This window comes from Phycisphaerae bacterium (genome assembly GCA_041652575.1).
Taxonomy (GTDB): domain Bacteria; phylum Planctomycetota; class Phycisphaerae; order Sedimentisphaerales; family UBA12454; genus UBA12454.
The window spans coordinates 109,963-135,470 of the sequence record JBAZHC010000006.1; the positions used below are offsets into that span (position 1 = coordinate 109,963).

Annotated in this window: 21 protein-coding genes and 1 pseudogene; 12 read left to right on the plus strand and 10 right to left on the minus strand. The window is 44.3% G+C overall.

All coding sequences use genetic code 11. From position 1 onward, the window contains the following. Nucleotides 1-113: 113 nt before the first annotated feature. Both WC496_06260 and WC496_06265 read right to left on the minus strand, forming a co-directional pair. Complete coding sequence (locus WC496_06260; protein ID MFA5292623.1) at nt 114-3,485, minus strand: right-handed parallel beta-helix repeat-containing protein; 3,372 nt, start codon at nt 3,483-3,485, stop codon at nt 114-116. A 39-nt stretch (nt 3,486-3,524) separates the two neighbouring features. Next, the gene (locus WC496_06265; GenBank protein ID MFA5292624.1) at nt 3,525-4,157 is read right to left on the minus strand and encodes a hypothetical protein; all 633 of its coding nucleotides are present in this window, start codon (nt 4,155-4,157) and stop codon (nt 3,525-3,527) included. A 338-nt stretch (nt 4,158-4,495) separates the two neighbouring features. Here WC496_06265 and hemL point away from each other — a divergent pair, with 338 nt between their 5' ends. From hemL to WC496_06285, 4 genes are all read left to right on the plus strand, one after another. Further along, entirely contained in the window at nt 4,496-5,770 is a 1,275-nt protein-coding gene (gene hemL / locus WC496_06270) for a glutamate-1-semialdehyde 2,1-aminomutase (GenBank protein MFA5292625.1), read from the plus strand. A gap of 81 nt (nt 5,771-5,851) precedes the next feature. Further along, nucleotides 5,852-6,640 carry a hypothetical protein gene (locus WC496_06275; protein MFA5292626.1) on the plus strand — a complete coding sequence of 263 codons (789 nt, stop codon included), beginning with the start codon at nt 5,852-5,854 and terminating at the stop codon, nt 6,638-6,640. An 88-nt stretch (nt 6,641-6,728) separates the two neighbouring features. Beyond that, the gene (locus tag WC496_06280; protein MFA5292627.1) at nt 6,729-7,100 is read left to right on the plus strand and encodes a GxxExxY protein; all 372 of its coding nucleotides are present in this window, start codon (nt 6,729-6,731) and stop codon (nt 7,098-7,100) included. 76 nt (nt 7,101-7,176) lie between these two features. Next, complete coding sequence (locus tag WC496_06285) at nt 7,177-8,070, plus strand: NAD(P)-dependent oxidoreductase (GenBank protein ID MFA5292628.1); 894 nt, start codon at nt 7,177-7,179, stop codon at nt 8,068-8,070. Between the two features lie 15 nt (nt 8,071-8,085). Here WC496_06285 and WC496_06290 read toward each other — a convergent pair whose 3' ends face one another. From WC496_06290 to WC496_06300, 3 genes are all read right to left on the minus strand, one after another. Then, nucleotides 8,086-8,634, minus strand: a complete 549-nt coding sequence (locus WC496_06290; protein ID MFA5292629.1) for a hypothetical protein — start codon at nt 8,632-8,634, stop codon at nt 8,086-8,088. 330 nt (nt 8,635-8,964) lie between these two features. Next, nucleotides 8,965-9,774 carry a hypothetical protein gene (locus tag WC496_06295; GenBank protein ID MFA5292630.1) on the minus strand — a complete coding sequence of 270 codons (810 nt, stop codon included), beginning with the start codon at nt 9,772-9,774 and terminating at the stop codon, nt 8,965-8,967. Nucleotides 9,775-9,838: 64 nt separating this feature from the next. Beyond that, the gene (locus WC496_06300) at nt 9,839-10,177 is read right to left on the minus strand and encodes a PilZ domain-containing protein (protein ID MFA5292631.1); all 339 of its coding nucleotides are present in this window, start codon (nt 10,175-10,177) and stop codon (nt 9,839-9,841) included. A 351-nt stretch (nt 10,178-10,528) separates the two neighbouring features. Between WC496_06300 and WC496_06305 the strand changes: the two genes are divergently transcribed. From WC496_06305 to WC496_06325, 5 genes are all read left to right on the plus strand, one after another. After that, nucleotides 10,529-11,626 carry an ATP-binding protein gene (locus WC496_06305; GenBank protein ID MFA5292632.1) on the plus strand — a complete coding sequence of 366 codons (1,098 nt, stop codon included), beginning with the start codon at nt 10,529-10,531 and terminating at the stop codon, nt 11,624-11,626. Between the two features lie 39 nt (nt 11,627-11,665). Next, the gene (locus tag WC496_06310) at nt 11,666-12,022 is read left to right on the plus strand and encodes a four helix bundle protein (GenBank protein MFA5292633.1); all 357 of its coding nucleotides are present in this window, start codon (nt 11,666-11,668) and stop codon (nt 12,020-12,022) included. Between the two features lie 17 nt (nt 12,023-12,039). Next, nucleotides 12,040-12,483 (plus strand): hypothetical protein, encoded by a 444-nt coding sequence (locus tag WC496_06315; protein ID MFA5292634.1) that lies wholly within the window; start codon nt 12,040-12,042, stop codon nt 12,481-12,483. Then, nucleotides 12,483-12,830: a hypothetical protein gene (locus WC496_06320; protein MFA5292635.1), complete on the plus strand. Its 348-nt coding sequence runs from the start codon at nt 12,483-12,485 to the stop codon at nt 12,828-12,830. Before WC496_06315 ends, WC496_06320 begins: the two co-directional genes overlap by 1 nt. A 149-nt stretch (nt 12,831-12,979) precedes the next feature. Beyond that, nucleotides 12,980-14,368: a sigma-54 dependent transcriptional regulator gene (locus tag WC496_06325; protein ID MFA5292636.1), complete on the plus strand. Its 1,389-nt coding sequence runs from the start codon at nt 12,980-12,982 to the stop codon at nt 14,366-14,368. A 74-nt stretch (nt 14,369-14,442) separates the two neighbouring features. Here WC496_06325 and WC496_06330 read toward each other — a convergent pair whose 3' ends face one another. From WC496_06330 to WC496_06345, 4 genes are all read right to left on the minus strand, one after another. Continuing rightward, nucleotides 14,443-15,135, minus strand: coding sequence for a transposase (locus tag WC496_06330; protein MFA5292637.1), 693 nt, complete (start codon nt 15,133-15,135; stop codon nt 14,443-14,445). A 150-nt stretch (nt 15,136-15,285) separates the two neighbouring features. Then, a complete protein-coding gene (gene purQ / locus WC496_06335) occupies nt 15,286-16,071 on the minus strand; it encodes a phosphoribosylformylglycinamidine synthase I (protein MFA5292638.1) in 786 nt (261 codons plus the stop codon). 7 nt (nt 16,072-16,078) lie between these two features. After that, a complete protein-coding gene (purL, locus tag WC496_06340; protein MFA5292639.1) occupies nt 16,079-18,958 on the minus strand; it encodes a phosphoribosylformylglycinamidine synthase subunit PurL in 2,880 nt (959 codons plus the stop codon). Continuing rightward, on the minus strand, nt 18,955-19,827 hold the full coding sequence (locus WC496_06345) for a prephenate dehydrogenase/arogenate dehydrogenase family protein (GenBank protein ID MFA5292640.1): 873 nt from the start codon (nt 19,825-19,827) through the stop codon (nt 18,955-18,957). Before WC496_06345 ends, purL begins: the two co-directional genes overlap by 4 nt. Nucleotides 19,828-19,995: 168 nt before the next feature. Here WC496_06345 and WC496_06350 point away from each other — a divergent pair. Further along, a pseudogene (locus WC496_06350) lies at nt 19,996-20,958 on the plus strand (acetyl-CoA carboxylase carboxyltransferase subunit alpha). Between the two features lie 140 nt (nt 20,959-21,098). Next, nucleotides 21,099-22,154 carry a PfkB family carbohydrate kinase gene (locus WC496_06355; GenBank protein MFA5292641.1) on the plus strand — a complete coding sequence of 352 codons (1,056 nt, stop codon included), beginning with the start codon at nt 21,099-21,101 and terminating at the stop codon, nt 22,152-22,154. A gap of 386 nt (nt 22,155-22,540) precedes the next feature. Here WC496_06355 and dprA read toward each other — a convergent pair whose 3' ends face one another. After that, on the minus strand, nt 22,541-23,701 hold the full coding sequence (gene dprA, locus WC496_06360) for a DNA-processing protein DprA (protein MFA5292642.1): 1,161 nt from the start codon (nt 23,699-23,701) through the stop codon (nt 22,541-22,543). Between the two features lie 292 nt (nt 23,702-23,993). Between dprA and WC496_06365 the strand changes: the two genes are divergently transcribed. Next, nucleotides 23,994-25,400 (plus strand): folylpolyglutamate synthase/dihydrofolate synthase family protein, encoded by a 1,407-nt coding sequence (locus tag WC496_06365; GenBank protein ID MFA5292643.1) that lies wholly within the window; start codon nt 23,994-23,996, stop codon nt 25,398-25,400. Nucleotides 25,401-25,508 lie beyond the last annotated feature (108 nt).

The window sequence follows — 25,508 nt, forward strand, 5'->3', positions numbered from 1 at the left end:
ATACACTGTGCCTGTTTTGAGAACAACAGAGTATAAGTGATTCAGAATAGTTTGCAATAAAAAAAGGCCGGGGGCAAAACCGGCCTTTTATCCTGTATTTTACTGCTAAATATCTATTCCTCCGATTTCTCAATAGATTTCCTGAATTCAAGATACTCTTGTTCGCTCATCGATTCTTTAAATTCCTCATCGCTTTTCCACAATTCGTCGAGCCAATTTAGGATTTCATTTACATCAAAAACCTTAGAAGTATCTGATAAACTTATTGATTCAGCTTTAGATAAATGCATTCTCTCTGCTCGCTGAGCTTTTAAAGATTCCAGTTCACGCTGTTTTGCGGAGATTGTCATCGCTGGTGTAATATCATAGAATTTCTGACTTCCTTCTATCAACCTTTGAGGTCTTTTACTTAAACTTTCAATAGCCGTTGACAGCATAAGATTATCATTCTCCAATGAATCTTCATCATCGCCCGTACTCATACACATCATCCGGCTTTGTTCGGCGTTTTCCTGCCACAGCCAGTCTCCGGCAAAATATGTAAGGTCATAAATATCAACATCATTATCATCGTCAAGACTGTAATCCGTCTGGTTTTGTTTCCAGCTTTGAGCTAAATAGCGATAATCCAAAAAGTTTACTATTCCGTTTTCGTCATAATCAGCAAGGCCGCCATAGAATTCATCACCACCTATATCAACTCTGCCGTACTGGACTCGCCCCTGGTCGTCAATGTCGGTTTCACCGCTATAATTACCATTCGGATCACCGGCATTCCTGCAGCGGGAATCTTTAATAATTCGCAGATTATTTGAATCAGTATCCACGAAACACGGGTCGGCCACGATGTTGCCGATACCGGAATGTATACTTTGCAGACAACTATATCTTACATTGTTAAAACTGCCATTTTCTCTGTAAAGGTCATTTGCATCATTTCCATAAATGATACAGTTGGAGATATTCGGCTCACCGCCACTGTGAGACATTTGAATGCCATAAGTATAATTACCATATAACGTGTTGTTTCTTATGAATGGGGGCGACATACTGTGATTGTTTAAATAAATTCCACTGCAGCCTTCATAAAGATTTTCTGCTGTCCCATTATTATATATCCAATTGTTTGTAATGCTGCTGGTCAGATTATTGAACAATTCCAAGCCTTCATTGCCATTATAACTAATCACACTGTTTTTGAGGGTCAAATTGCATCCGCTGTTAAGAGATGCGCCGTTATAACTGCTGTTTGAAATAATACTGTATTTTACGGTCAAATCCGAATTAGAACAGGATATTCCGTTAATAATCGAATCCGTTACGGAACAATTTGTCAAAGTGGTTGAAGTGTTACTCAGATTCAAGCCGTACCAGTTATCGATAAAATTAGAGTCCACAACAGTTATAGTTCCATTATCGGCAAGTATCCCGCAGCCGCTGGAAGAATTATATCCAGGATGATTTTTGAATATACAATTATTAACGTCTATAACAGAATAGTTTTGCGTATATATGCCATAATTCGTTATTCCGTTACCATCAAAAACGGAATACGATACTACAGGCCGACTTAATTGGAATGCATACAGACCATTTTCAAAATTATTGAAGAAGATGCAGTTGTGAATATCAGACCACGAGTATATGCTGCGAACGCCATAATAGTTATTTTGGAATTTACAATTTACGATACCTGCATAAGAATTATCGATATATAAACCGTCGCCTTGTGCATTTCTAACAGTAAACCCGTCAATGATTGTATAATCCGGGTACTCAATGTCTTCGGCCTTGACCACACTGGCAACACTTTGCTGTGTTCCTATCAAACCTTCGAGAACAGTTTCATTGGCAGGGTTATTAAAATCGCGATCAAGAGTACTTTCCTCGCCTCCTGCGAAATGTCCGAATAAGCCGACATTTGGAATAAGCTCAAATGTTTCATTACCTGTCATAGTATAGGGATTTTGCACAGGTTTATAAACACCGTTAGCCACCCAAATAGCTACAACTTCTGCACAACTGCTTCTGGCACATTCAAGAGCCTCTTGTAAATCCTTATATGCGTCCTGCCAGTTTGTCCCGTTACCCCAGCCATTAGTATCTCTATCCACATAGATTATATCACCGCCGTAATAACAAACATTAGTATCAATTGCATATTGGTCAAAATAATGATCGCCTTCTATTACAGCCTTGTTCCTGATAGTTCCGCAGGGGTTGGCATAATAGTTGACTGCCGCCTGAATCTTAAATTGGTTGCTGTCTTGCGCCGATACGTCACCGACATTCCATCTGACAGCATGCAAATCAGGGAGATATTCGCCGCCATCGGAAATAAAATTTGGCTCGTTTACCTCGAACGGCAGAAAATCTGTGATTACGACGTTGCTGTCTGCAAAACCATTTGCGTCCCAGTTAATATTGTAATACAGCCAGTTATATGGCGTTCCCAGCCACTCGTGTTCTAATTGGCTAATCAAAGGATATACGCAATCGGCATCATTATCATCTTTAACAATTTCAAAACATGGATGCCTGTATCCAATTTCGGCGACCGTTAAACCTGTCGGACAACCAAGCTGAATAGGTGTACTATGCAGAGTCAAATTAACATCATAAATCATCAGCTTATATTTTGTTTCATTAATGCCCTCATCACTGGTTGTGATATAGACAAGGCCTGTCTGCTGGTCAACAGCAATGCCCGCAACCGCGTTACCGATATATACCGAATCACTCTCGTCCGTTAGTAAATTATACTGATATAAACAGGGGTCGCCGTCACCATATCCTTCACCTATACTGCCATAATAAAGTCGCTGATTATTTTCATCAATCGCAACACTGATTGCATTGCAGTCAACATTAAGCTCACCCGCCAAGGACCAGTCGTTAGTATTATAATACTCTATAGTATGCGTATTGTCCGCCACATAAAGCAAATCGTTTTCTTCATCAAGTGTGATACCAAAAGCACCAACAGGTTCACCATATTCTATACCTTCCAGTTCGATATAATATGGGTCGTTAAAATCAAGTGTAAGCGTTTCTGTTATCGGATTCCACGAATATGACCATAAGCGATTAGTAAACCTATCCATTGCATAAAGTTTGCTTTTATCTTTATCTATCACGATCCCGGCCATACCTCTGCCATGGGCATTTGGAACTGTTATTCTTTCTTCAGGCTTCCTTGTTTGCAAGTTAATACGTTCAATTATTCCTGTATATTCGATTGTACAGAACATCCATTTGCCGTAATCCGATTCGTGAACCGTAATATCTGTCGGGAAAGCAATATCCACAGTAATATTAGCATCATACACAAAATTTAAATTATCATTTGCAATATCATAAGTTTTAATTTGCGGCATTACGCGAAAATTTGAAATCACATATAACGATTTGCATTTGACAATATTCGTCATAAAGATAAGAATAAATAAACAGAAAACCCCTGTTGATTTTTTTGTGTGGTTCATTTTAATTCTCCCTGAAAGATGACTTCCATTCTTCTCTTATTATTTTTTTCTCAATAACAATCCGCCAAATGATAATAACATTAACATTGTCGGTTCAGGAACAATATTTATATGCGAATAAACATTGCCGTCACCATAAGCAAGGTCAAAACAAAATGAACTATCATCAAGATAGTACTTTCCTGTGACCTGTCCTAAATTGTAGATTCCACCTGTTACAGTATGTATAATATCATAAGCATAAAGATTGACTATGCTATTCTCCATGGCCATAAGAATATCAATTTGGCTGTTATAGATGTTTATAATAGAATTTTTTTTCCCCCATAAAGCATATATCTCACCTGCATATAAATTTGTAATAGATGTCTCAAGACTCATTAGCTGATTAATATCACCTCCTAAAACATTGAAAGTACTCTCGCCATACGCTCTGAATTCAGTTATATGGCCATCACGCAAATTAATAATCGTTTCATCATAAGCCTCTATAGATTGAATGGAACCACTATACATATCCAGCGAGCTATCATTATACATTTCTATTACGCCATCATAAGTTTGATTTGCATCAATTACATGATGGCCTTCCGTCCAGATGGTAGTTGCCTGTGCACAGACTGGTAAAAACAGAAATGCCAATAAAACCAAAACCCCTATTTTCGTTCTCATACTTCTTTCTCCTTATCTAATTTTTTTCTTCTCTCGATTTCCGATGCCTCATCAACGGCCAGACTCGACAATCCATTATACCAAATTTATCATAAAAATATGGCAAAAAATATAACAGGACTATGTATATATATATACCAGATTATGTTTGTTTGTCAATATAAAAGCACGGAAATTATTAAGAAAAAAACCGATAAGTTTGCACTTTTAGCACTTAAACCCCGCACCAATATTCTAAATGACAATTTTAAAACTCAATGTTATCATTCTTATATATCTAAATTAAAGCAGTTTAAATTATTTTTAACGATATTGGTGTGGGGGTAAAGATTATAAAGATGAAATCGCATAAGCAATTTACAAAAGCCTGCCGGTTTATGCCCGGCGGCGTGAATTCGCCTGTCAGGGCCTTCGGCTCGGTCGATTGCCCGCCTTTATTTATCGCAAAAGGAAAAGGCTCGAAAATTTACGATATCGACGGCAGGGAATATATAGACTATGTGTGCTCATGGGGAGCGTTGATACTGGGCCACTGTCATCCTGCGGTTGTCCGTGCCGCAGCGGCCGCCGCGAAAAAAGGAACATCATTCGGCGCACCAACTGTCGCCGAGACAGAGCTTGCCGAAATAATCGTCAACGCCTTCGATTCAATCGATAAAATTCGTCTCGTCAGCAGCGGAACCGAAGCTGTTATGGCAGCGGTTCGTCTTGGCCACGCATTTACCGGCAGAGATTACATATTAAAGATGAACGGTTGCTATCACGGCCACAGCGATTCGATGCTCGTAAGTGCCGGTTCAGGTTCGGCCCAGTTTTCAAAGCCTTTATGCCCCGGCGTGCCGAAATCCCTTTCCTCGCTTACGCTGGTCGCTGAATACAACAATATAGATTCGGCGGCAAAGGCATTTGGAAAACACAAAAATAAAATCGCCGCCTGCATAATCGAGCCGGTCGCAGCGAATATGGGCGTTGTCCTGCCGAATGCAGGTTATCTGCGGGCATTGCGAAAACTCTGCGATGAAAACAAGACTCTTTTGATTTTCGATGAGGTCATCACCGGCTTTCGTCTCTGCTTCGGGGGCGCGCAGAAAATTTTTAAAGTGAAACCTGACCTGACCTGCCTTGGAAAAATCATCGGCGGCGGCATCCCGTGCGCGGCCGTTGGCGGAAGGGCTGATATTATGGATATGCTGTCGCCGACAGGAAGTGTTTATCAGGCCGGAACCCTGAGCGGCAATCCACTGGCGACCGCGGCGGCAATTGCGACTCTGAAAATTCTGAAAGACAAAGGATTTTACGCCCGTCTCGAGGAAAAATCGGAAAAGCTCCATACCGGCCTGCTCGAAGCGGCGAAAAAGGCGGCTGTTCCTCTGACGATAAATCGAATCGGGTCGCTTTTGAGCTGTTTTTTTATTGAAAAGCCGGTCAGGAACTTCGCCGACGCGAAATCGACAAAGGCGAAACTTTTCAAAGCGTTCTTCGCGGGAATGCTGAAAAACGGCATTTATCCTGCACCAAGCCCATTCGAGGCGATGTTTATTTCCGCGGCCCTGACAAAAAAGGATGTTGAAAAAACTATTTTTACTGCACAAAATATATTCAACCAGTTATAATACCGTACCTTGTGAAGCGTATCTCATATCTCGCTTAACGCTTCACTAATAACGAGATACATTTTTTTAGGAGATACCGAAATGACCGAAGACTCGAAAAAACAGGACCAGCTCCTTGAAACAACGGACTGCCTGGAGGCTATCGGAACGCTCAAGAGCTTTAAGAACCTTTTCTTCTTTATATGCCTGCTCTGTTTGCTTTTGCTGCAGGGGTCTTTTTGGTTTATGTTTACAGACCATGTAAATACCGAACCAAACAAGCCGGCGGCAGTTTCGAGTCGGCCCGCAGAGAATGTGACGGTCTCCGCTCCGATTGTTCAGCCTAAGCTTACCGGCGCCGAGGCGGTTTCAGCCAATTCAATCGCGCCGATTTCGGCAAACTCCGTCGAGCCTAACAAGCCAAAGTCCGACCCGAATGTCGTCTGGCACAAATACACCGACCAGCTCTCTCACGCCAAAATCAAATTCAGTCAGCTTGCCTGGATAATCAGAATCTGCAATTATGTGCTTATCGTCTGTTCGGTTGTTTATTCGATGAGCCTGCTGTTCGGACTGATGATATCGCTCATCGGCAGACTTGGCGGCATAAGCCACGTAACAAAGGCTTTTTTCATTTCACTTTTCGTGATTGTCCTGCTGATGCCATGGCAGTTATTGTTTAAGAACGTCGGCATCGGCGCGATTTTCAAACCTGCCGAACTTCTCGCAGCCTGGCAGATTTATACGGACGCCAATTTCTTCGCGAGAACATTCATATATCTTCGATATGTAGGCCTTCCCGTCGTCGTGATTCTGCTTCTCGTCTGGGCACAGCTAAAGAGTATGCGATGGTCGAAGAATACACTTAAACGCCTCGGCATCGTCGGGTAATAAAAACCACGAAGAACACGAAGTAAAATTAAGTTAAATAAAAATACTTCGTGGCCTTTATTATCTTCGTGAAATAAAAGGATTTTGAATGGAATTTGATTCCTTATCAAAAAAACTGATTGGATGCGCCATTGAGGTACATAAAAAATTAGGGCCGGGATTACTCGAATCAACTTATGAAAAATGTCTTTCTTATGAACTTACGAATGCTGGAATAAAACATAATGTTCAAAAGGAAGTACCGGTTGAATATAAAGGTGTAGTGCTCGAATGTGGTTATCGAATAGACCTGCTTGTTGAGAACAATATAATTGTCGAACTTAAAAGCGTAGATAAAGTTTTACCAATTCACGAAGCACAACTTCTTACTTATATGAAACTTACCGGCATTAAAATAGGTTTACTTATAAACTTTAATGTCAAAAGATTAAAAGATGGTATAAAGAGATTTGTATTATAAAAAATTATTGAAGAACAACGAAGGATATGAAATAAAAACAATATCTTCTTTTTCTTCGTGAGTTTCGTGGTGCAAAATGACTCAATTTCGTATTGCCTTTATCGGCATCGGCATAATGGGCAAACCAATGGCTCTCAATCTGCTTAAGGCAGGTTTTGCGCTTACAGTTCATGCACGTACAAAGTCAAAAGCCGACGAGGTTATAAAAGCCGGTGCCCTCTGGGCTGATACTCCGGCAGAAGCGGCAAAAGATAAAGATATAGTTATAACCTGCGTTACCGACACGCCTGATGTAAGAGAGGTTTTGCTCGGCAAAAACGGCGTAATCGAATCATCGCATTCCGGCCTTATCTGCATCGATATGTCAACTATTTCTCCCGACCAGACGCAGGAAATGGCAAAGACGCTTGCCGAAAAAGATGTTGTTCTTATCGACGCCCCCATCAGCGGCGGTCAGATTGGCGCCATAGAAGCCAAACTTTCAATAATGGCCGGCGGGCCAAAGGAATCTTTCGAGAAAGTAAAGCCTGTATTCGAAGCGATGGGCAGAACTATTACATATTGCGGCCCTTCCGGCTTCGGCCAGATAACGAAACTTGTCAACCAGGTTATGGTAGTTCATACGATTATGAGCACCGCCGAGGGTCTGGCTTTCGCTCAGCAGGCAGGACTCAATCTTCAGACTACGCTCGATGCTACCGTTGCCGGCGCCGCGGGCAGTCATTCATTGAAAGTGCTCGGCCCGAAGATTATCGCGGGAGATTTCAAGCCGACGTTTATGGTGGATTTGCAGGTGAAGGATTTGAGACTGGTTCTCGAATACGCCGACAAAATTAATCAGCCGCTGCCGGGAGTCGCGCTTATAAAAGAATTGTTCAGCGTTTTACAGTCACAGGGCAGAGGCAAAGATGGAACGCAGGCTTTGTTCGATGTGATTAGACAAATGGCCGGGAAAAAAGTATCGGGGTAGAAATCTATACGAGGTTTACAGTTGCCAGCCGGCCGGATAACTGACGCTGGTCGGCTCAATATTGAATTTTCTGCCGAGGGCATCTATCAGTTCCTGTGTCCGGCTTACCTGGTAATCCGACGCCGGGGTTCTTTTCCCTTCGCCTACCACGCAGATACGGATTGTTGAGCCGCTGCCATACCATGCTTTGCCCTGCAGGGCCGACCATTGATTGAGCCATTTTACCGTGGATTGTATCTGGCCGTCGAGGTTGAGGCTACTGCAGACAAGGAAATGGAAATTAAGGTCTTCCGGACTGGTCAGGCCGTTCAGGGACGCGAGCTGGTCGAGGTCGCCACCTTTGGTATTACTGTAGAATACTTCTATTTTGTCCCACCTGTCGGCGTTTGTCGCCTGACGGGTCTCGATAACGGAAGAAATCGAACCGAGCGAGGAGTAACTCGCCAGGCTGAACGCCCCTGCCGATATCGACTGACTGCTCAATGCCATCAACAGCGCCGCTCCGACGGTCATCGAAACCACAAGGCATATTAAGATCTTCGCTTCGCGAGGCTGACTGGGCATGTTTTTAATCCGTTAAATATTGTTTTTAGGACCTTCCATTGGCTACGCCGCCAATATAATTGCTATCGGCCAATTCGTAAAGTTTTTATAAGGAATTTTTGAAAAAAATTAAAAAAGATTTTCACTTAAATCTTATGGGATGTTTCTTTCCTGTTTTGTTTTGGTAATAACCCGAATTGCCGCTGCCAATCGGGATTTTATTGAAGTGGCAAACTGTGAAATTCTGTCCCCTATCCTCTTCTTTGCTAACGATTGTTCTGTTACTTTTTAGAATTGGGACTCAGACGCCAGTTTCGAGTGAGAATCAGCCTGATTTTCCGGTCGAACCGGCTAATCATTTATGAGACTACAGGCTACGAGGCAAAATCTTACAACTGGCTTCGGTTTGGCCGAGCAGAATATCATTTCACCTGTTAGAGGCAGGCCTTGCTGCGGAAAATGAGCCGTATCCGGCGCTATGCAGACAAATTGTCCCGGCCGAATAGGTACGTTCATGGCAATTTCATCGAAAACAAACTCCCAGCCGGAGTTTCCCTGTTCTTTTCCGTTACTATCCGGTGCTGCGATGGTCTTATAAACAGGTATAATATTGAGTCCGCAGACTTGCTTAAGACCGATAAGTGATTTCACGTTTATGCGCAAAGCGACAGTTCCGGCCGGCAGACCTATCCCTGCGGAAATATCCTTGCCTGAACGGCAGCAGATGGCCCCGGGTTCCTGAAAATCGATAATTGCAACGTCGTTGTCTATGTTTTCGTTTACATAAAGACTTATTCTTTTGGTTATTTTCACCTGTGCTTTGGACAGAACCTGTGAAAATTTCACCCAGTCGATTCTATTTCCCCCGCCGCCGATAAGTCCGTTATTCAAAAAACTTCCGGAATTTTTATATTTGACAGGCAAATCGTTCAAATCACCTATCGCATTCAACACCGATGGATACTTTCCCTTGTCGAATTCAAATACATAAATATACAGGCCAATAATAGAACTCTTTTTGTCCCCATAACTATCCTCCGGCAGAAGGTCTCCGGCCTGAGCTTTTGTCCAGGGTCTTTTCCAGTTTTGTTTTTCGGTGCAGCCCGACACAAGCATCGCAAGGAATAACAGTACGGAACAGTATCTCAGAGTTTTCTTCATAGACGCTGATACTAATGCGGCGGCTTTGAGATGTCAACGACCCCGATTGAATTAGAGATATGAACTAAAGATTAAACTGCGGCCGGGTGCAGAATTGAAAGGCTATCTGTTTTTTGCCGGCCTTTTGGTCAGATTCCATAATTCTTACGACCTTTGCGTACGCCGAAACCTTGCCGCCAATCTGGTCGGCCCTGTCAGCTACAGGTATGTCCAGCTCAATATCGAAAAGGTCGCCGGTATCAGTAACAGAGGTTTGGCTGCTTTCGACAAGAAGACCGTCAGGGCTTATATTAATGCTGTCGCCGACAAAGGCATGGTCGTGCATAGAGCCGATTTTGCGACACAATATCCCCGTCCTGACAAGCAGGCGCCGATGCCTCCTTCTTTCGTTTTCTCCTCCCATTACCTCCATGTCCTAAACAAATTAGTTAAAAAAATGTTAAATATTTATGCCATTATAGGACTATTGCAAATAATATACCAAAGAGGCTATCTCGAAAACAACCTATCTTAACTTATTTAACTACTGTAAAAACATAGGCTTATAGGAGATTGGTGGTTAATTTTAAACCTGACAGGTTGTGAACTTAGTAAATATTGTTTAAAAACTACAACAAATCGCATTTTGAACAGGCCGCAATAGCAATGGAAGTACCAAATTAAAGCTCAGGTTGTGTCTCTTTGGCGGCATTGTTGTTTTTTTGCAACATAAAAGGTTGACAAATATCGCCAATACTTCTTATAATATTGAAGTATGTCCAATAACGCTCAACAAAACGTTCCAACCAAAGAGGTTAAAAAAACCGCGAAGGCGGATTTTGCTCCCGCCGTTTTGCAGTCGCTGCCTCTTGGCGTTATCGTATTTGACAAAGAGCTTAAGATATTAAGCGCAAATCCGGGCGTATCTGCCCTTATAGACGTAAAAGCTGCCGCCGATGTTACACTCGCGGCGGGAACAAATGAAAAAATCTGGGGAAACTGGCAAAAAATTCTTCTTGAAGTCGTGGAGACCGGCAAAATCTGCCGTTTCGATAATGTCAGCTACCGTACGGCAAATAAACTATCGGCTTTACAGATAACTTCCGCACCGCTGACGGACAAACCAGGCGGCACGATACAGGGCGGACTGCTTTTGCTGGAGGATGTAACCGAAAAAGCAAACGCGCTCAAGCAGATGGCAACCACGGAACGGTTTGCAGCTATGGGAAAACTGGCGAGCAAGGTCGCGCACGAGCTTAACAATCCTATAGACGGCATAATGAGGTATATCAATCTGGCGAAAAGAACTATCGGCGAAGCGGGCCTGTCGAAACCGGTTGAGTATCTCGAACACGCAAGCAACGGGCTTAAAAGAATGATTCAGATTATCACCGAACTGCTCGAATTCTCACGCAGCAGGTATTCAGCTCTTGAGGATACGCCTATTGATAAAATTATCGATGATGCCATCAGGTTCGTTGAGCCGGCGGCAAAGGCGGCGGAGATAAAAATCGAGCGGCAATATTCCGCGGGTCTGCCAAAGGCAAGAAGCGGAAACCTGTTCCAGGTGTTTTGCAACCTGCTGAAAAACGCCATTGAGGCAATGCCTGACGGCGGGACAGTAAGTATAGGATGCAGCGTTTCGGAAGATAATGTCGCGTTAATAAGTTTTAAGGATACAGGTGCAGGCTTCAGGCCGGAAGACGGCGAAGCTATCTTTGAACCGTTCTTCACGACAAAAACAGGCAAAGGCACGGGCCTGGGCCTTGCCATCTGCAGGGATATAATTGAAAAGTACGGCGGAAAAATTACCGCCCAAAACGCTCCGGACACCGGCAGTGTCTTTACGGTCTATCTGCCTTTAAACGAGTAAATAAAAAAATCCGAATATCGAAATCCGAAACAAATTCAAATGACAAAAATGGAAAATTCAAAACTATACGATTTGGAAGAACGGACATTCAAGTTCGCAAGACAGGTTAGAGAGTTTGTTTATAAATTAAACAAAAATCTTATAACCATAGAAGACTGCAAACAAGTAGTCAGGTATTCCGGCTCGGTCGGTGCAAACTATATTGAAGCAAACGAAGCTTTGAGTAAAAAAGACTTTGTGATGAGAATTAAAATTTGCAGGAAAGAGGCTAAAGAAAGTGGTTATTGGTTAAAACTTATAAATAGCCCGGAATTACAGAATGAAAAACTAGATTTGGAAAGGGAAGCAGTAGAGCTCACCAACATTTTTGGAGCAATATTACGTAAAAGTGAATAATGTCGAGATAAAGCTGTATGATAAACAAAAATAAATCGGAAAGATTTTTTGAGAGATACTTGAATTCAAATGGATTCAAAGGCAAATGGACGTATGAGCCTTTAATCTCAGGAAAAAGCAAAAAACCAGATTATTTATTGGACTACAATGGGCAGGAGTGCTTTTTTGAAGTTAAGGAATTAAGAAAAAAGAATAATGAGCCCACTAAGTGGCCGGCTTTTATTGATCCATATATAAGCTTGCGTACTGAAATACATGACGCAAAAAAACAGTTTAAGGAATTTAAAAAATATAGCTGTTCGCTTGTTATTTTTAATGTTAATGATAGACAGGCAAGGCTTATGCCTTTAGATGTATTGGGTGCAATGTTGGGAAACTTGGGCGTTGAGATGGACTTTGATGCAACTAAAGGAAAGCAATCAAAGGAACAGAAAGAAGTACCTTTCTCAGCGGCGGCATAATGGGAAAACAGAAGAACACAACTATAAATGCTATTATTATTTTGGAGAAATTCCTTGATAATCTCGAATTAGAAAAAGCCATGTGGGAAAGAAAAAAGAAACAAAAGATTGAGCTTGCTATAGCAGAGTTGCTTGAGCAGAGAATGGAACTTCAAAAACATTATAAGTTACAGATGGTATTGAGGGTTGTTGTAATCGAAAATCCATTTGCGAGAATTCCATTATTCGCCGATATATTCGGGGGATACTTCGATGAACGGTGGCAGTTTATAAATGGTAATTGTAAAAGGATTTTTGCTGGAGATAAATTGAAAGAACTGGAAGCTCTTAAAGGGAAATCGGTATGATTGCAGGTTTTTCCGCCAAGAACAGGCTTTGGATTATTCCAGAAAAGTAATAGAAAAGAAGTTTGGTAATTTGATATTTGAGAATTTGGATTTGTTTCGGATTTCGATATTCGGATTTCGGATTTATTTATAATATTTGAAAGTTACTTATGAAGCAAAGCAGTATTTTAGTAGTTGACGACGATAAGATAATCCTCGATTCACTGTGCGAATTTCTGAAACTCGAAGGCTATAACGCCGTCGGCGCCGAATCCTGCAAACAGGCCACGAGCATGGCGCAGAAACAGAAATTTTCGCTTGTTATCACCGATGTCAATCTGCCGGACGGCAGCGGCTTCGAACTGCTGAGCCTGATTAAAAAAAATTATCCGCAGACCGTGGTAATTATCATCACCGGCTACGGCACAATTGAAAGCGCCGTCGAAGCAATCAAAATAGGAGCCTATGATTATCTCACAAAGCCTATTGTCGATGACGAACTGCGATTGACGATTGAACGGGCATTAAAACAACAGTCGCTCATCAGCGAAAACGAAAATCTGAAAAATCAGCTCGAGAACAAATTCAGTCTCGAAAATATAATCAGCCAGGATTACAAAATGGCGAAAATCTTCGACCTTGTCGAAGCCGTCGCAGACAGCCGGTCCAACATTCTTATGACAGGCCCCAGCGGCACGGGAAAAACAATGCTCGCAAGGGCGATTCATTATCGCTCGGGCAGAAAGAACCAGCCTTTCGTCGAGGTAAGCTGCGGCGCTCTGCCGGAAACCCTGCTCGAAAGCGAATTGTTCGGACACGTCAGGGGTTCTTTTACAGGCGCCATCAGCGACAAGCAGGGAAAATTCCTTGCCGCTGACGGTGGTACGATTTTTCTCGATGAAATATCGAGCGCTTCCCCCGCGCTGCAGGTTAAACTTCTGCGCGTTATCCAGGAAAGACAATTCGAGCCTGTCGGCAGCAATAAAACCATCACTGTCGATACGCGGGTAATTGTCGCCTCGAACAAAAATATGACCGAAGAAGTAAAGCTCGGCAACTTCAGGGAGGATTTATATTACAGGCTCAATGTGATATCGATAAATCTTCCCGCTCTTAACGAAAGGCCGGCCGATATACCGCTTCTCGCCGAATATTTTATGAAAAACTTCTGCATGTCGCATAATCGCATAAAATTGGGAATTACGGACCGGGCGATGGATGCCATGCAGAGATATAACTGGCCGGGCAATGTGCGCGAACTTGAAAACGTACTCGAAAGAGCTGTTCTCCTGAGCAAGACGGACCATATCACCCTTGAGGACCTGCCGGTTAATATAACCTCTCACACGCCCCAGCACGAGCCGGCGGACTATAAGAAGATAAGTTTAAAGAACGCGATTGCCGAACCTGAAAGAAGAATTATCAGGGCGGCGCTGGAAACAAATAACTGGAACAGGCAGCAAACCGCTGAAGCGCTGAAAATCAACAGAACCACGCTTTATAAAAAGATGAAAAAATACGGCCTCGAAGACGAAGCTGAAAGACTGGGAATCAGATAAAATAAACAGTTCCTGGAACCTTTATATTATTTTAAACATCATAAACATTTGCAAAATAACGAGTTAAAAAGGTGTCAGGAACCTTTATTGCTTTTCTTGTATCCTACAGGCCTGCCGCGTGTTTTTAAAGTTGAATCCAAACCAAGCGACGAAGCTGTCTTCATCATCCAATCAATTTCCCCAAATGGCCGATTTCGTGCGATACATTTTCCCAAATCAGTTACTTCCTTTTCATTCAGTTCCTGATTTACCAATGTTTGCCAATTTTTCGGCATATCCACAGGCCATTGAGTAAGAAGAGTTCCGCTGTTAATGTCTTTATTCTGGCGATGCCACATTGCAGACCATCTCCATTCCTGAGCCTTTTCGACTAGTCCGGCATTTAAGGCATTGCGTTCAACATACCTGCAAAGAGTTAAAAAATGCGAATCCTCCTGTACAGGAAAAGCCTTGAAACGCCCCTGGTAAAGATGACCAGACCCTATAGTTCTATGGTTTGCATGCCATCTCTGGGCGTGAGTCAAAGTGAGCCAGCCGACAAATTGTGAAAGTTCATTATCTTCTTCCGGCCATAAAACCAAGTGCCAGTGATTTGGCATTATGCAATAAGTGCACAACCGCATATTAAATTTCCCGCAGGCCTGAAACAAGATGTTTTCGAAACAGGAATAATCCTTATCTTCGGAAAATATTTGGACATGCGCGTTAGCTCTGTTGAAAACATGATATGCGTAGCCGCCTGGTATTATTCTTAACGGTCTTCCCATAGCGAACCATTTTATAAAGCTTTTCTACCTTGTCAATATAAAGGTGTCTGGAACCATTTAACTATTTTTGCCTCTGTAACTACCTATAAACAATGAAATTAAAAAGGTGTCAGGAACCTTTTTAGGAAAAAAGCAATTAAAAACTCTTTACTATACAAAGTTTTGTTTTACATATTTTACGGCGTTGTCAAAGATTGTTCTGCCGTCGGCGCGGGATTCATCCTTTAATCTTGTCCAGTGCGGATGCTGAGTGAATCTTACAAATCTTTCCGGATGCGGCATAAGCCCCATCACTCTGCCGGTCGAATCGCAAAGACCTGCGATAGAATCTGTTGAGCCGTTTGGATTTACCGGGAACGGGCCGAAATTTCCGTTTTCATCGACATATCTGAATGTGATTCGGTCATCTGTTTTGATTTTTTCGAAGACATCGTTATCTTCAAAGAGAATTTTCCCTTCTCCGTGCGCTATCGGCAGACAAATCCTTCTGCCCTGCTCAATGAAAATACATTTTTTACTCGAAGGTTCGAGATACACCCACCTGTCTTCGAATTTCCCGCTGTCGTTATTTGTGATTGTAAGCTGCTGTTTGCCGCTCGGCTCGATTTTGCCGAGAATGCCGGTTTTGACAAGAACCTGGAAGCCGTTGCAGATGCCCAGAACTATTTTGCCTGCATCTATAAAAGCATTGAGCCTGTCGGAAAGATGATGAATAATCTGATTGGCAAGAATTTTACCAGCTGCTACGTCGTCGCCATAACTGAATCCGCCCGGAATAACAAGAATTTGAAATTCGTCGAGCAAATCGGGACTCTCGATAATTCTGTTAACGTGAATTCTTTCTGCCTTGGCACCGGAAAGCTCGAGTGCATATTGTGTTTCCACATCGCAATTGATTCCAGCCGCTCTTAATACTATCGCATTTGCTTGTGTCATTTATTTTTTACCATTTCAAAGGTTTCAGCCAGGCTTCTTTCAAGTTGTCAATCGCGACATCCACGACATTTTTGCCTAAGCTATCTTTTATAATTAGATTTTTATTTTTCGTTACCTGTCCAATCTGCCCGAACGCGGAGCCGAGCATAAGTTTGGCGAAATCGTTGAATTTCGCCGGCTCAACTTCGACAATGTACCGCGAACACGACTCGCTGAATAATTGCGAAGCTAAAGCGGCGCAATCGGAACTCTTCGGCAGTCCTTTAAGGTCAGCCATTATCCCGAATCCACCCGAAAACGCCATTTCCGCAAGCGCAACCGCAAGGCCGCCTTCGCTGCAATCGTGACAGCTTGCGACAAGTCCTTTATCGATTGCCCTGGAAATTTTTTCAGCGCTTAATTTCGCCGCTCTTAAATCAGTTTTGGGAACATTGGCGCCGAGCTGATTTTTAATTTTATAGTAATGCGAACCGCCAAGCTCATTTTTCGTAATGCCGACCATAAACAGCAAATTGCCAGCCGCTTTCAAATCAGCCGTTACGCATTTTTTCACATCATCGACAATGCCCATCGCGCTTATAAGCAGCGTCGCCGGTATTGATATTTCTCTGCCGTCATCGCAGATAAAATTATTGTTCAGCGAATCTTTGCCGGAGATAAAAGGCGTACCGAACGCGATGGCTCCGTCGAAACATGCCTGTGCCGCGCGAACCAGCGAGCCTAACGTTTCTTCTTTTTTGCAGTCCGCCCAGCAGAAATTATCGAGCAGTGCGATTCTGTCCGGCCTTGCCCCGACACAAACTACATTTCTTATCGCCTCGTCGATTCCCGCCAGTGTCATCCAGTACGGGTCGATATCGCCGTATAACGGATTCATTCCGCATCCGATTGCGATGCCTTTATCGGAGTCGAATTTCGGCTGCACCACCGCCGCGTCATTCGGCCCGTCGTTGGTAACACCGCCCAGCGGCTTTACAACCGAGCCGCCCTGCACTTCATGGTCGTATTGGCGGATAACCCATTCCTTGCTCGCAATATTATATGTCGAAAGAACATTTAAAAGTTCTTCATTATAATTTTCTTTTGTCTCAAGAGCAGGCTCCGACAAATTTTTTGAATTCCATCGTGCCTTTCTCGAATATTTCGGCAGACCGTCGTGCAGAAAATCCATATCGATTTGGCCGACCTGCGTGCCGTTATATTTTAATGTGAGTTTTTTATCGTCTGTGAATCTTCCGATAACCGTCGCCTCGACATTTTCATCAGCGAACAATTTGCTTATTCTTTCGAGGTTTTCCGGCTTGACCGCGATAACCATTCTCTCCTGCGCTTCGCTTATCCACGTTTCGGTATATGAAAGGCCCGCATATTTGAGCGGGATTTTTTCAAGGTCAACTTCCGTGCCCAGTTCCGCTCCCATTTCGCCGACCGCGCTGCTAAGTCCCCCCGCTCCGCAATCGGTAATCGCGCTGTACAGTTCCAATTCCCTGGCCTGCAGGAGCGTATCGAGCATCTTCTTTTCCGTGATTGCGTTTCCAATCTGTACCGCGTGCGAAAAAACAGTTTCGTGTTCGTGCGTCATCGCCCCGCTCGAAAAAGTCGCGCCGTGAATGCCGTCTCTGCCGGTTCTGCCTCCGACAACCATAACGAGTTCGCCGGTCGATGCTCCGCCGAAACATTTATCTCTCGGCATAATGCCTATATTGCCGCAGAAGACCAGCGGGTTGCCGAGGTATCGGTCGTCGAAGAATATCGCGCCGTTGACAGTCGGTATTCCCATCCTGTTTCCGTAATCTCTTACGCCTGCGATAACGCCTTTGGCGATTCGTTTGGGATGCAGAACGCCTCGCGGAATTTCATCGAAACTTTTATCAGGCTCGGCGAAACAGAAAATATCCGTATTGGCAATCGGTTTTGCGCCAAGTCCGGTTCCCATCGGGTCGCGCAGAACTCCGCCGATACCCGTTGCCGCTCCGCCGTAAGGGTCCAGCGCCGATGGATGATTATGCGTTTCCACTTTGAAGCATATAGCGTCCGTTTCATCGAATTCTATTACGCCGGCGTTGTCTTTAAAGACGCTTATGCACCAGTCCTTATTGAGCTGTTTGGTCGCTCCAAAAACAGTTTCTTTTATAAGATTATCGAAGTGAATATTCTTGCCTTCGAATTCGAAATCGACGCTGCTCTTTAATGTTTTATGAACGCAGTGTTCGCTCCAGGTCTGGGCCAGCGCCTCAAGTTCGATATCTGTAGGCTCTCTGCCAATCGACTTGAAATAACCCTGAATGGTTTTCATCTCGACTGCGTTGAGGAACAAATCCATTTTTTTGCTCAGTTCGACAAGCTGCTGCTCGTCGAGATTTAATAAGCTGATTGTTTTAAGATTGAACTGATATGGCGCAAGGTGCGGACTCGGCGGCTCAGCCTCGGCGCCGATAACGACTACTTCGATGCAGTCGTTCGAAAGTCTGCGGACAATTTTTTTAAGCTGCTTATCGTTTATCTCGCCGAACAGAACGTATTTTCTCGCTGTCCTGACCGTCAGACATTTTTTGCCCATATCGTCGATAGCCGTCATCACCGATTCAGCGACAGGGTCGGTAACGCCGCTTTTGAGATGAATTTCTATAATGGTTGCCCTGGCAAGTCCGGCCGGTGCCGAACTTTTGCCGATATAAAAATCCTCGCAGACCGTATCAGCAAGTAATTCGCCGCCGATTCGTTTGGCGAACTCGTCATCGAAATCGCCTTCAATCAGGAAAACTCTTGCCGACTGAACATCCAGTACGGTTTCGATGCCGAGTTCCCAGATATCACCCAAAACATTCCTGCCCCCGACATCTGCGCTGTCGGCCCTGCTGAAAACTTCAAAACGCCATTGTTTCACTGTAGTTCCTTCTTTGATACTTTGTATTCCATAAGTCTTGCTCTTTTGTCGCGGGCAAGAGAAAGTAATTTTTCAATTTTGCTTTTATTTTTAAGTTTCGCCGCCTTTTTAAGTTTGCCCAGTTCTTTGATTACGTTGTCGATGCCTTTGCAGATATTGGCCGAATTCGTATAGAAGATATCCGCCCAGATATTTGCCGGCCCCGATGCGATTCTCGAAGTATCTATAAAACCTTTTCCGGAAAATTTTAACTGTTTCAAATCTGAAGCGTTCAGCAGTGCCGCCGCAAGTGCGTGCGGCAGATGACTGACGTTGCCGAGAATTTTATCGTGCTGCTGCGGCGACATCGTACTGACCTTGCAGCCGAGCGATGCCCAGAATTTTTTCAGCGTTTTTACAGCCGATGAATTCGTCGAAGCGTCTTTCGTAATTAGACAGGCGGCCCCATCGAACAAATCGTCCCGTCCGAAGTCCACGCCCCGCTGCTCCGACCCTGCAATCGGATGAGAGCCGACATAACTTACATATTTCGGAAGATTCTTTTTCGCCCACTTATGCGGCAAAACTTTTGTCGAGCCGACATCGGTAACTATGCAGCCCTTTTTCAGAGCGGGCCCAATCGTTTTGAATATCTCTTCGAAAGTGCATATCGGCGTCGCGAGGATAACAACATCGGCATCGGCTGCGCTTTTGCGTATATCGTCGAAGACACAATCAGCGACGCCAAGCCGTTTTGCCCGTCTGCGCGTAGAGGCCCTGTGGCTGAAACCAGCCGTTTTTATGCCCAGATTGCTGCGTCCGATAGCCAGAGTAATCGAAGAACCCAAAAGGCCGAGCCCTATAACGGTAACTTGTCGTAAATCCTTCAAAATAAACGCCTTATATAAACATTATCGCTTTTGTCATGTTTGTAAAAAGTATCGACAAACCGCTCCAATGTCAATTTTTTTCTTTGTTTGAAGGTGCCAAACTGGTATAATGCCTTGCTACTAAATTGTTTCAATTCACTAAATTATCAACATAAACTACTGAATTTAATGGCAAATACGAAAAATAAGAATAACGGCGACTATCTTTCGTTTGAAGAGAAGATAGCTGACATCGACAGGCAGACCGCTGAGCTTACAAGATTAAGCTCGGTAAAGGGCATCGACTATTCAGCCGAAATCCGCAAGCTCCAAAAAGAGCAGGTCGCCGAATTTAAGCGCATCTATTCGAATCTTTCCGCATGGCAAACCGTTCAGGTAGCAAGACATCCGAAAAGACCTCTGTTCAGCGAATATCTAAACCTTATGGTAAAAGATTTCCGCCAGCTTCACGGCGACAGATGTTTCGGCGACGACGCCGCGATAGTCTGCGGCACGGGCCACATCGGTATGGAGAAAGTTTTAATCGTCGGCCAGAATAAGGGCCGCGACACAAAAGAAAAAATAAAATGCAATTTCGGCTGCCCCAACCCGGAAGGCTACCGCAAGGCGCTTGCCAAGATGAAATTCGCTGAAAAATTCAATATCCCAGTCGTAACCCTGATTGATACTCCCGGCGCATATCCCGGCATCGGCGCCGAAGAACGCGGCCAGGCACAGGCCATCGCCGTAAATCTTATGGAAATGTCGCGACTGAAAGTGCCGATTATCTGCATCGTCATCGGCGAAGGCGGCTCAGGCGGCGCATTGGGCATCGGCGTCGGCGACAGAATGGCTATTCTCGAATACGCTTATTATTCGGTTATTTCGCCCGAAGGCTGCGCCGCGATCCTATGGCGCGACGGCTCAAAGGCTCAGGAAGCCGCCGAGGCTCTTAAACTCACAAGCAAAGAACTTTACAGACTGGGAATCGCCGATTCGGTAATAGCCGAACCTCTCGGCGGAGCGCACCGCAATATCCACGATGCGGTTTATAATGTCGAGCAATATATCGTCAGGACCCTGCGCGAGCTGAAAAGAATGAAAGTGGAAAACCTCCTCGAAAACAGATACCAGAAACTGCGTGCCATCGGCACAGCCGCCACAACGTTCAAACCGCTGGACGATTCCGAGCACAAAATAAAAAGAGCAGCCGAAAAAATTATAAACGCCGGCAGTATTAGCCCTTCACATATTAAACCCATCGAAGTTTAATTTTCTGAAAGCCCCCATTTATGCCAAAATTTATGGGAGACGAAATTATAACTATCGGCTTAAGTCCCTGCTGGGACAGAACCATCGAAATCGCCGATATAAACTGGAACCAGCACAAAACAACCTCTTCACAAAAGAGGGCTCCAGCCGGCAAAGCATTAAATATCAACAAGGCCCTTGCCTGGATGGAAATTGAATCCACCGCGGCAGGCCTCTGGGGCAGCGAAGATTTTTCGCAAATGAAACAGGCGTTAACGTGTCATTCCCGCTCTCTTTGTCATTCCCGCGAAAGCGGGAATCCACGTATCAATATTCGTCTCACCAAAGTCCCCGGCTCAACCCGTGAAAATATAACAATTATAGACACCGCGAATAAACGCCAGATGCACCTTCGCAGCAAAAGTACTTTGGCAAATGGAAAAACGACGAAACTGTTAGAACGGGATTTGCAGAAAATTATCATAAAGCATAGTATCTGTATCTTCTCAGGCGCAATGCCGGACGAAGCGATTGAGTTGGTTGAATTTGCAAAGAAAAAGGCCGTGTCTGTTATCGTTGATACTTCCGGCCCTGTCTTAAAAAGAATAGTCGCAAAAGGCGGCCTGTTTCTTATCAAGCCGAACATCGAGGAGCTTGGCGAATTAGTCGGAAAGAAAATCAAAAATGAAGAACGCGCGATAATCTCCGCCGCGAAAAAATTATTGACTAAAGTTAAGTTTATCCTCGTCAGCCGCGGCGAAAAAGGCGCAATGCTTATTTTTTCTCACAGCTCGGGCGAATTTATCCCCGAACATTGCAAAGGCGTTCCCCAAAAAATACTTAAAGCGGAAACAATTGTTCTTTCCGCCAAATATATCGGCAAAAAATATGATGTTTACAATACTGTCGGCTGCGGCGATTATCTTTTGGCCGGCTTCATCAGCCGGTTCTGCCCCTGTATAGACAATTGCATCCGTGCGCTTAAAGATGGAGTGCAAGCCGCAACCGCAAAAGCCTTCGGCCTGAACGAAACCCTCTCCTGGCAGCAAATTCAAAAGAAAATAAATATTAAGATTTTACATTTACGAAAAACTTAACATCGTTTATCCCCTTAAACCATTAATAAAAAAATCCTTAACATAAAAAATCTTCCGGTACTATACTCGTATGTAGTATACTGCATACGAGTATAGTGGTCGCATCTTTTGTTTCAGCAAAGGCCGACCTTGTCAGTCTGTGGACAACGCATAATGGCTGGCACAAAAGCTCGCTTTGAGCAAAGCCGTTGCTTTGTCCTATGGACTCCTGATGGAGAGCACAAAATTATTTGCTGAAACAAACAGTGTTAGTCCGTGTCTAAAAATATCTGTGACCTCTGCCTGCCTTGCCGTAGCTTTTAGCGAAGGCAGGTGAGCTCTGTGGCTCGGTGGTGAAATTAAATTTTTCTTCGTGCTTCTTCCATCCTTCGTGGTGAATTATCTTTTTACTCCCTATGGGATGCCTTACGGCAAAAATAATTACCCGGCAATTGTTTCACGATTCCTTTCAGTCTCATCGAAACCAAAGCAGCATTGACCTTCCCTGCCGAAATTTCAGTCTGGCTTATTATCTCTTCAATATGAACCGGCTCGCTATCGAGGCAATCGAAAATCTTTTTCTCAATATCTGTCAAATTCAATTTTGAAATGTCGAACAGCGGCATCTGGGCCTTTTCAATCGCCTGTTTTGCGGCCTTGGTCAAATGCTCTGCGAAATCTTTTTGCAGAAATTCCAAAGTTTCAATTACATCTTCAACCGACTCGACAAGTTTCGCTCCTTCTTTAATTAATTTATGCGGCCCTTTCGAAAGCGGCGAATCTACTCTGCCGGGAACGGCCATTACTTCTCTGCCGTTTTCCATCGCCGCCCGTGCGCTTATAAGCGCACCTGACCTCGGCATCGCCTCGACAACAATTGTCGCAAGTGAAAGTCCTGCGATAATTCTGTTTCGAGGCGGAAAATTTTCCGCTAATGGTTCGTATTCCATCGGCAGCTCGCTTACGCAGGCGCCGTTTGCGCAGATTTTTTCGAAGAGCTGTTTATTCTCCGGCGGAAAAATATTCGCAAGGCCGCATCCCTGCACCGCGATTGTCCTTCCGTTTGCGCTTAATGCTCCGCTGTGCGCAGCCGAGTCGATACCCCTTGCCATTCCCGAAACGATAGTGATTCCCGCCGATGCCAAAAGATGCGCTAACCTCGATGCCTGTTCGCTTCCGTAATGGCTGCATCCGCGCGACCCGACGATTGCGACAGCCAGGTTATCGCTGGCTACAATCTCGCCTTTGACATAAAGCACCGCCGGCGGGTCGTAGATTTTTTTCAATAATGTCGGATACCGGTCATCTGAAATATTGATGATACATACCCCGTTTTTATCGGCCAGTGCGATTTCCTTTTCGGCATCGAAGCTGTTTCTTGAGCGGATGATTTTTTCGCTTATTATTCGCCCGACGCCTTCGACCTGTGCCAGGCCGGTTGCCGAAGCCGAAAGAATCGCTTCTACGGTGCCGAAACGTTCGAGAAGACGTCCGAAAATAACTGGTCCTATCCCCTCGGAACGAACAATCTTCAGCCAGTCGCGTATATTGGTTGAGTGGCCTGCCAAATTTCCTCCTCTCGGATGGAATATTTTGTGACTCTTTTATCCAGTTTAGACCTAAAAATAATAAAGAAACTGTTGAATTTCAATAAAAAAGTAACAGAAATTGAGTTAAAATGGACTTAAACAATCTTGAACTATTAAAGAAAAACGAATTAAATTATGTACGATTTTTCGATTGTAACTATATGTATTATAAACACTTAAAAAAGAAGCATAACAGGACAATCAATTCTGTTATTTATGATAAGCGGTTATAAATTGACTTCATGATATTTTATTGGTATTTTGAGGGGCTATGGCTACCCACACAAGCACAACTAAGAAGGCTGAGAAGTTAGGTAAGACCTCGCCGGTAAAAGCTTCGAAGCAGTTTCGCACGATAAAGCAGGGACTTGAATACCTGTTCACGCGGACGGACTATGAAAAGCAGAGCCGCCTGCGCTATAATATTACGACTTTCAGTCTTGAGCGGATGGAAAAGCTTTTGTCTCTGGTAGCCAATCCGCACAAAAAACTCGCCTGCGCTCATATCGCCGGCACGAAGGGCAAAGGTTCAACGGCGACGATGCTGGCGAGGATGCTGCAGGCTAATGACTACTCGGTCGGGCTTTATACATCGCCCCATGTCGTCAATCTGCACGAGAGAATAGAAATTAACGGCAAAAGAATATCCGATTCGGAACTTCTGGGTCTGATTAACCGCATATATGCTCCCGTTGAAAAAATGGCAAAAACAGACCAGCCGACATTTTTTGAGATATTCACGACGATAGCGTTTTTGTATTTTGTGGACAAAAAAGTTGACATTGCGGTTATCGAAACGGGCCTCGGCGGCAGATTAGACAGCACAAACGTAATTGAACCGGCTGTGGTCGGAATAACGAATATCAGTATCGACCATCAGAACCTCCTCGGCAAAACTATCGACTGCATAGCAAAGGAAAAAGCCGGCGTCATAAAAAAAGGTATTCCCGTGATAAGCGTTCCTCAGGACCCGATGGCGATGCGCGAACTTAAGAAACAGGCGTTGGCCGTCAAGGCGCCATTCACGGTTACAGGCAAAGATATCGACTTTTCATATCGATTCGAATCGTCGCGCGAACACGGTCCACATAACCGAATATGCCTGACGACTCCTACGAGCAAATTCGAACATCTTAGAGTTCCGCTTCCCGGCGAACACCAGGCGATGAATTGCGGTCTTGCGATAGCGATGCTCGATGCCCTCAAAGTCGGCGGCTTAAAGATAGACGACGCCAAAGCAATCAGCGGCCTGAAAGAAATAAAAATGCCCGGCCGAATGGAAATAATCCACAACGACCCGCGCATCCTGATTGACGGCGCTCACAACGCCGCAAGTATCCGTGCGCTTGTCCAGGCCATCGGCCAGCACGTGCCGTACGATTCCATGATTGTTATCTTCGGCTGCGGTCAGGACAAAGACGTTAGAGGAATGCTCGAACAGCTCCAGTACGGAGCCGACAAAGTGATATTCACTCGCAGCAATTCGCCAAAGGCCGTTTACCCGCAGGAGCTTGCGGATATGTACACCGAAATCTGCGGCAAGATGTGTCAGACGGCGCTGAGCCTCAAAGAGGCCCTGCGAATCGCCTCGGCAGCTATCGGCAGAGAAGACCTCGTCTGTATCACCGGCAGTTTTTATCTTGTCGGACAGGCTCGGATAATGTATATACCAGAGTAAGGCCGCAGCGTAGCCACAAAGGCACTAAGGCACAAATATAATTTTAACTTCCAACATTTGATAACCGTAAAGCGGCTGCGGTGGCGCAACTCGTTTCGCCTATCGTTT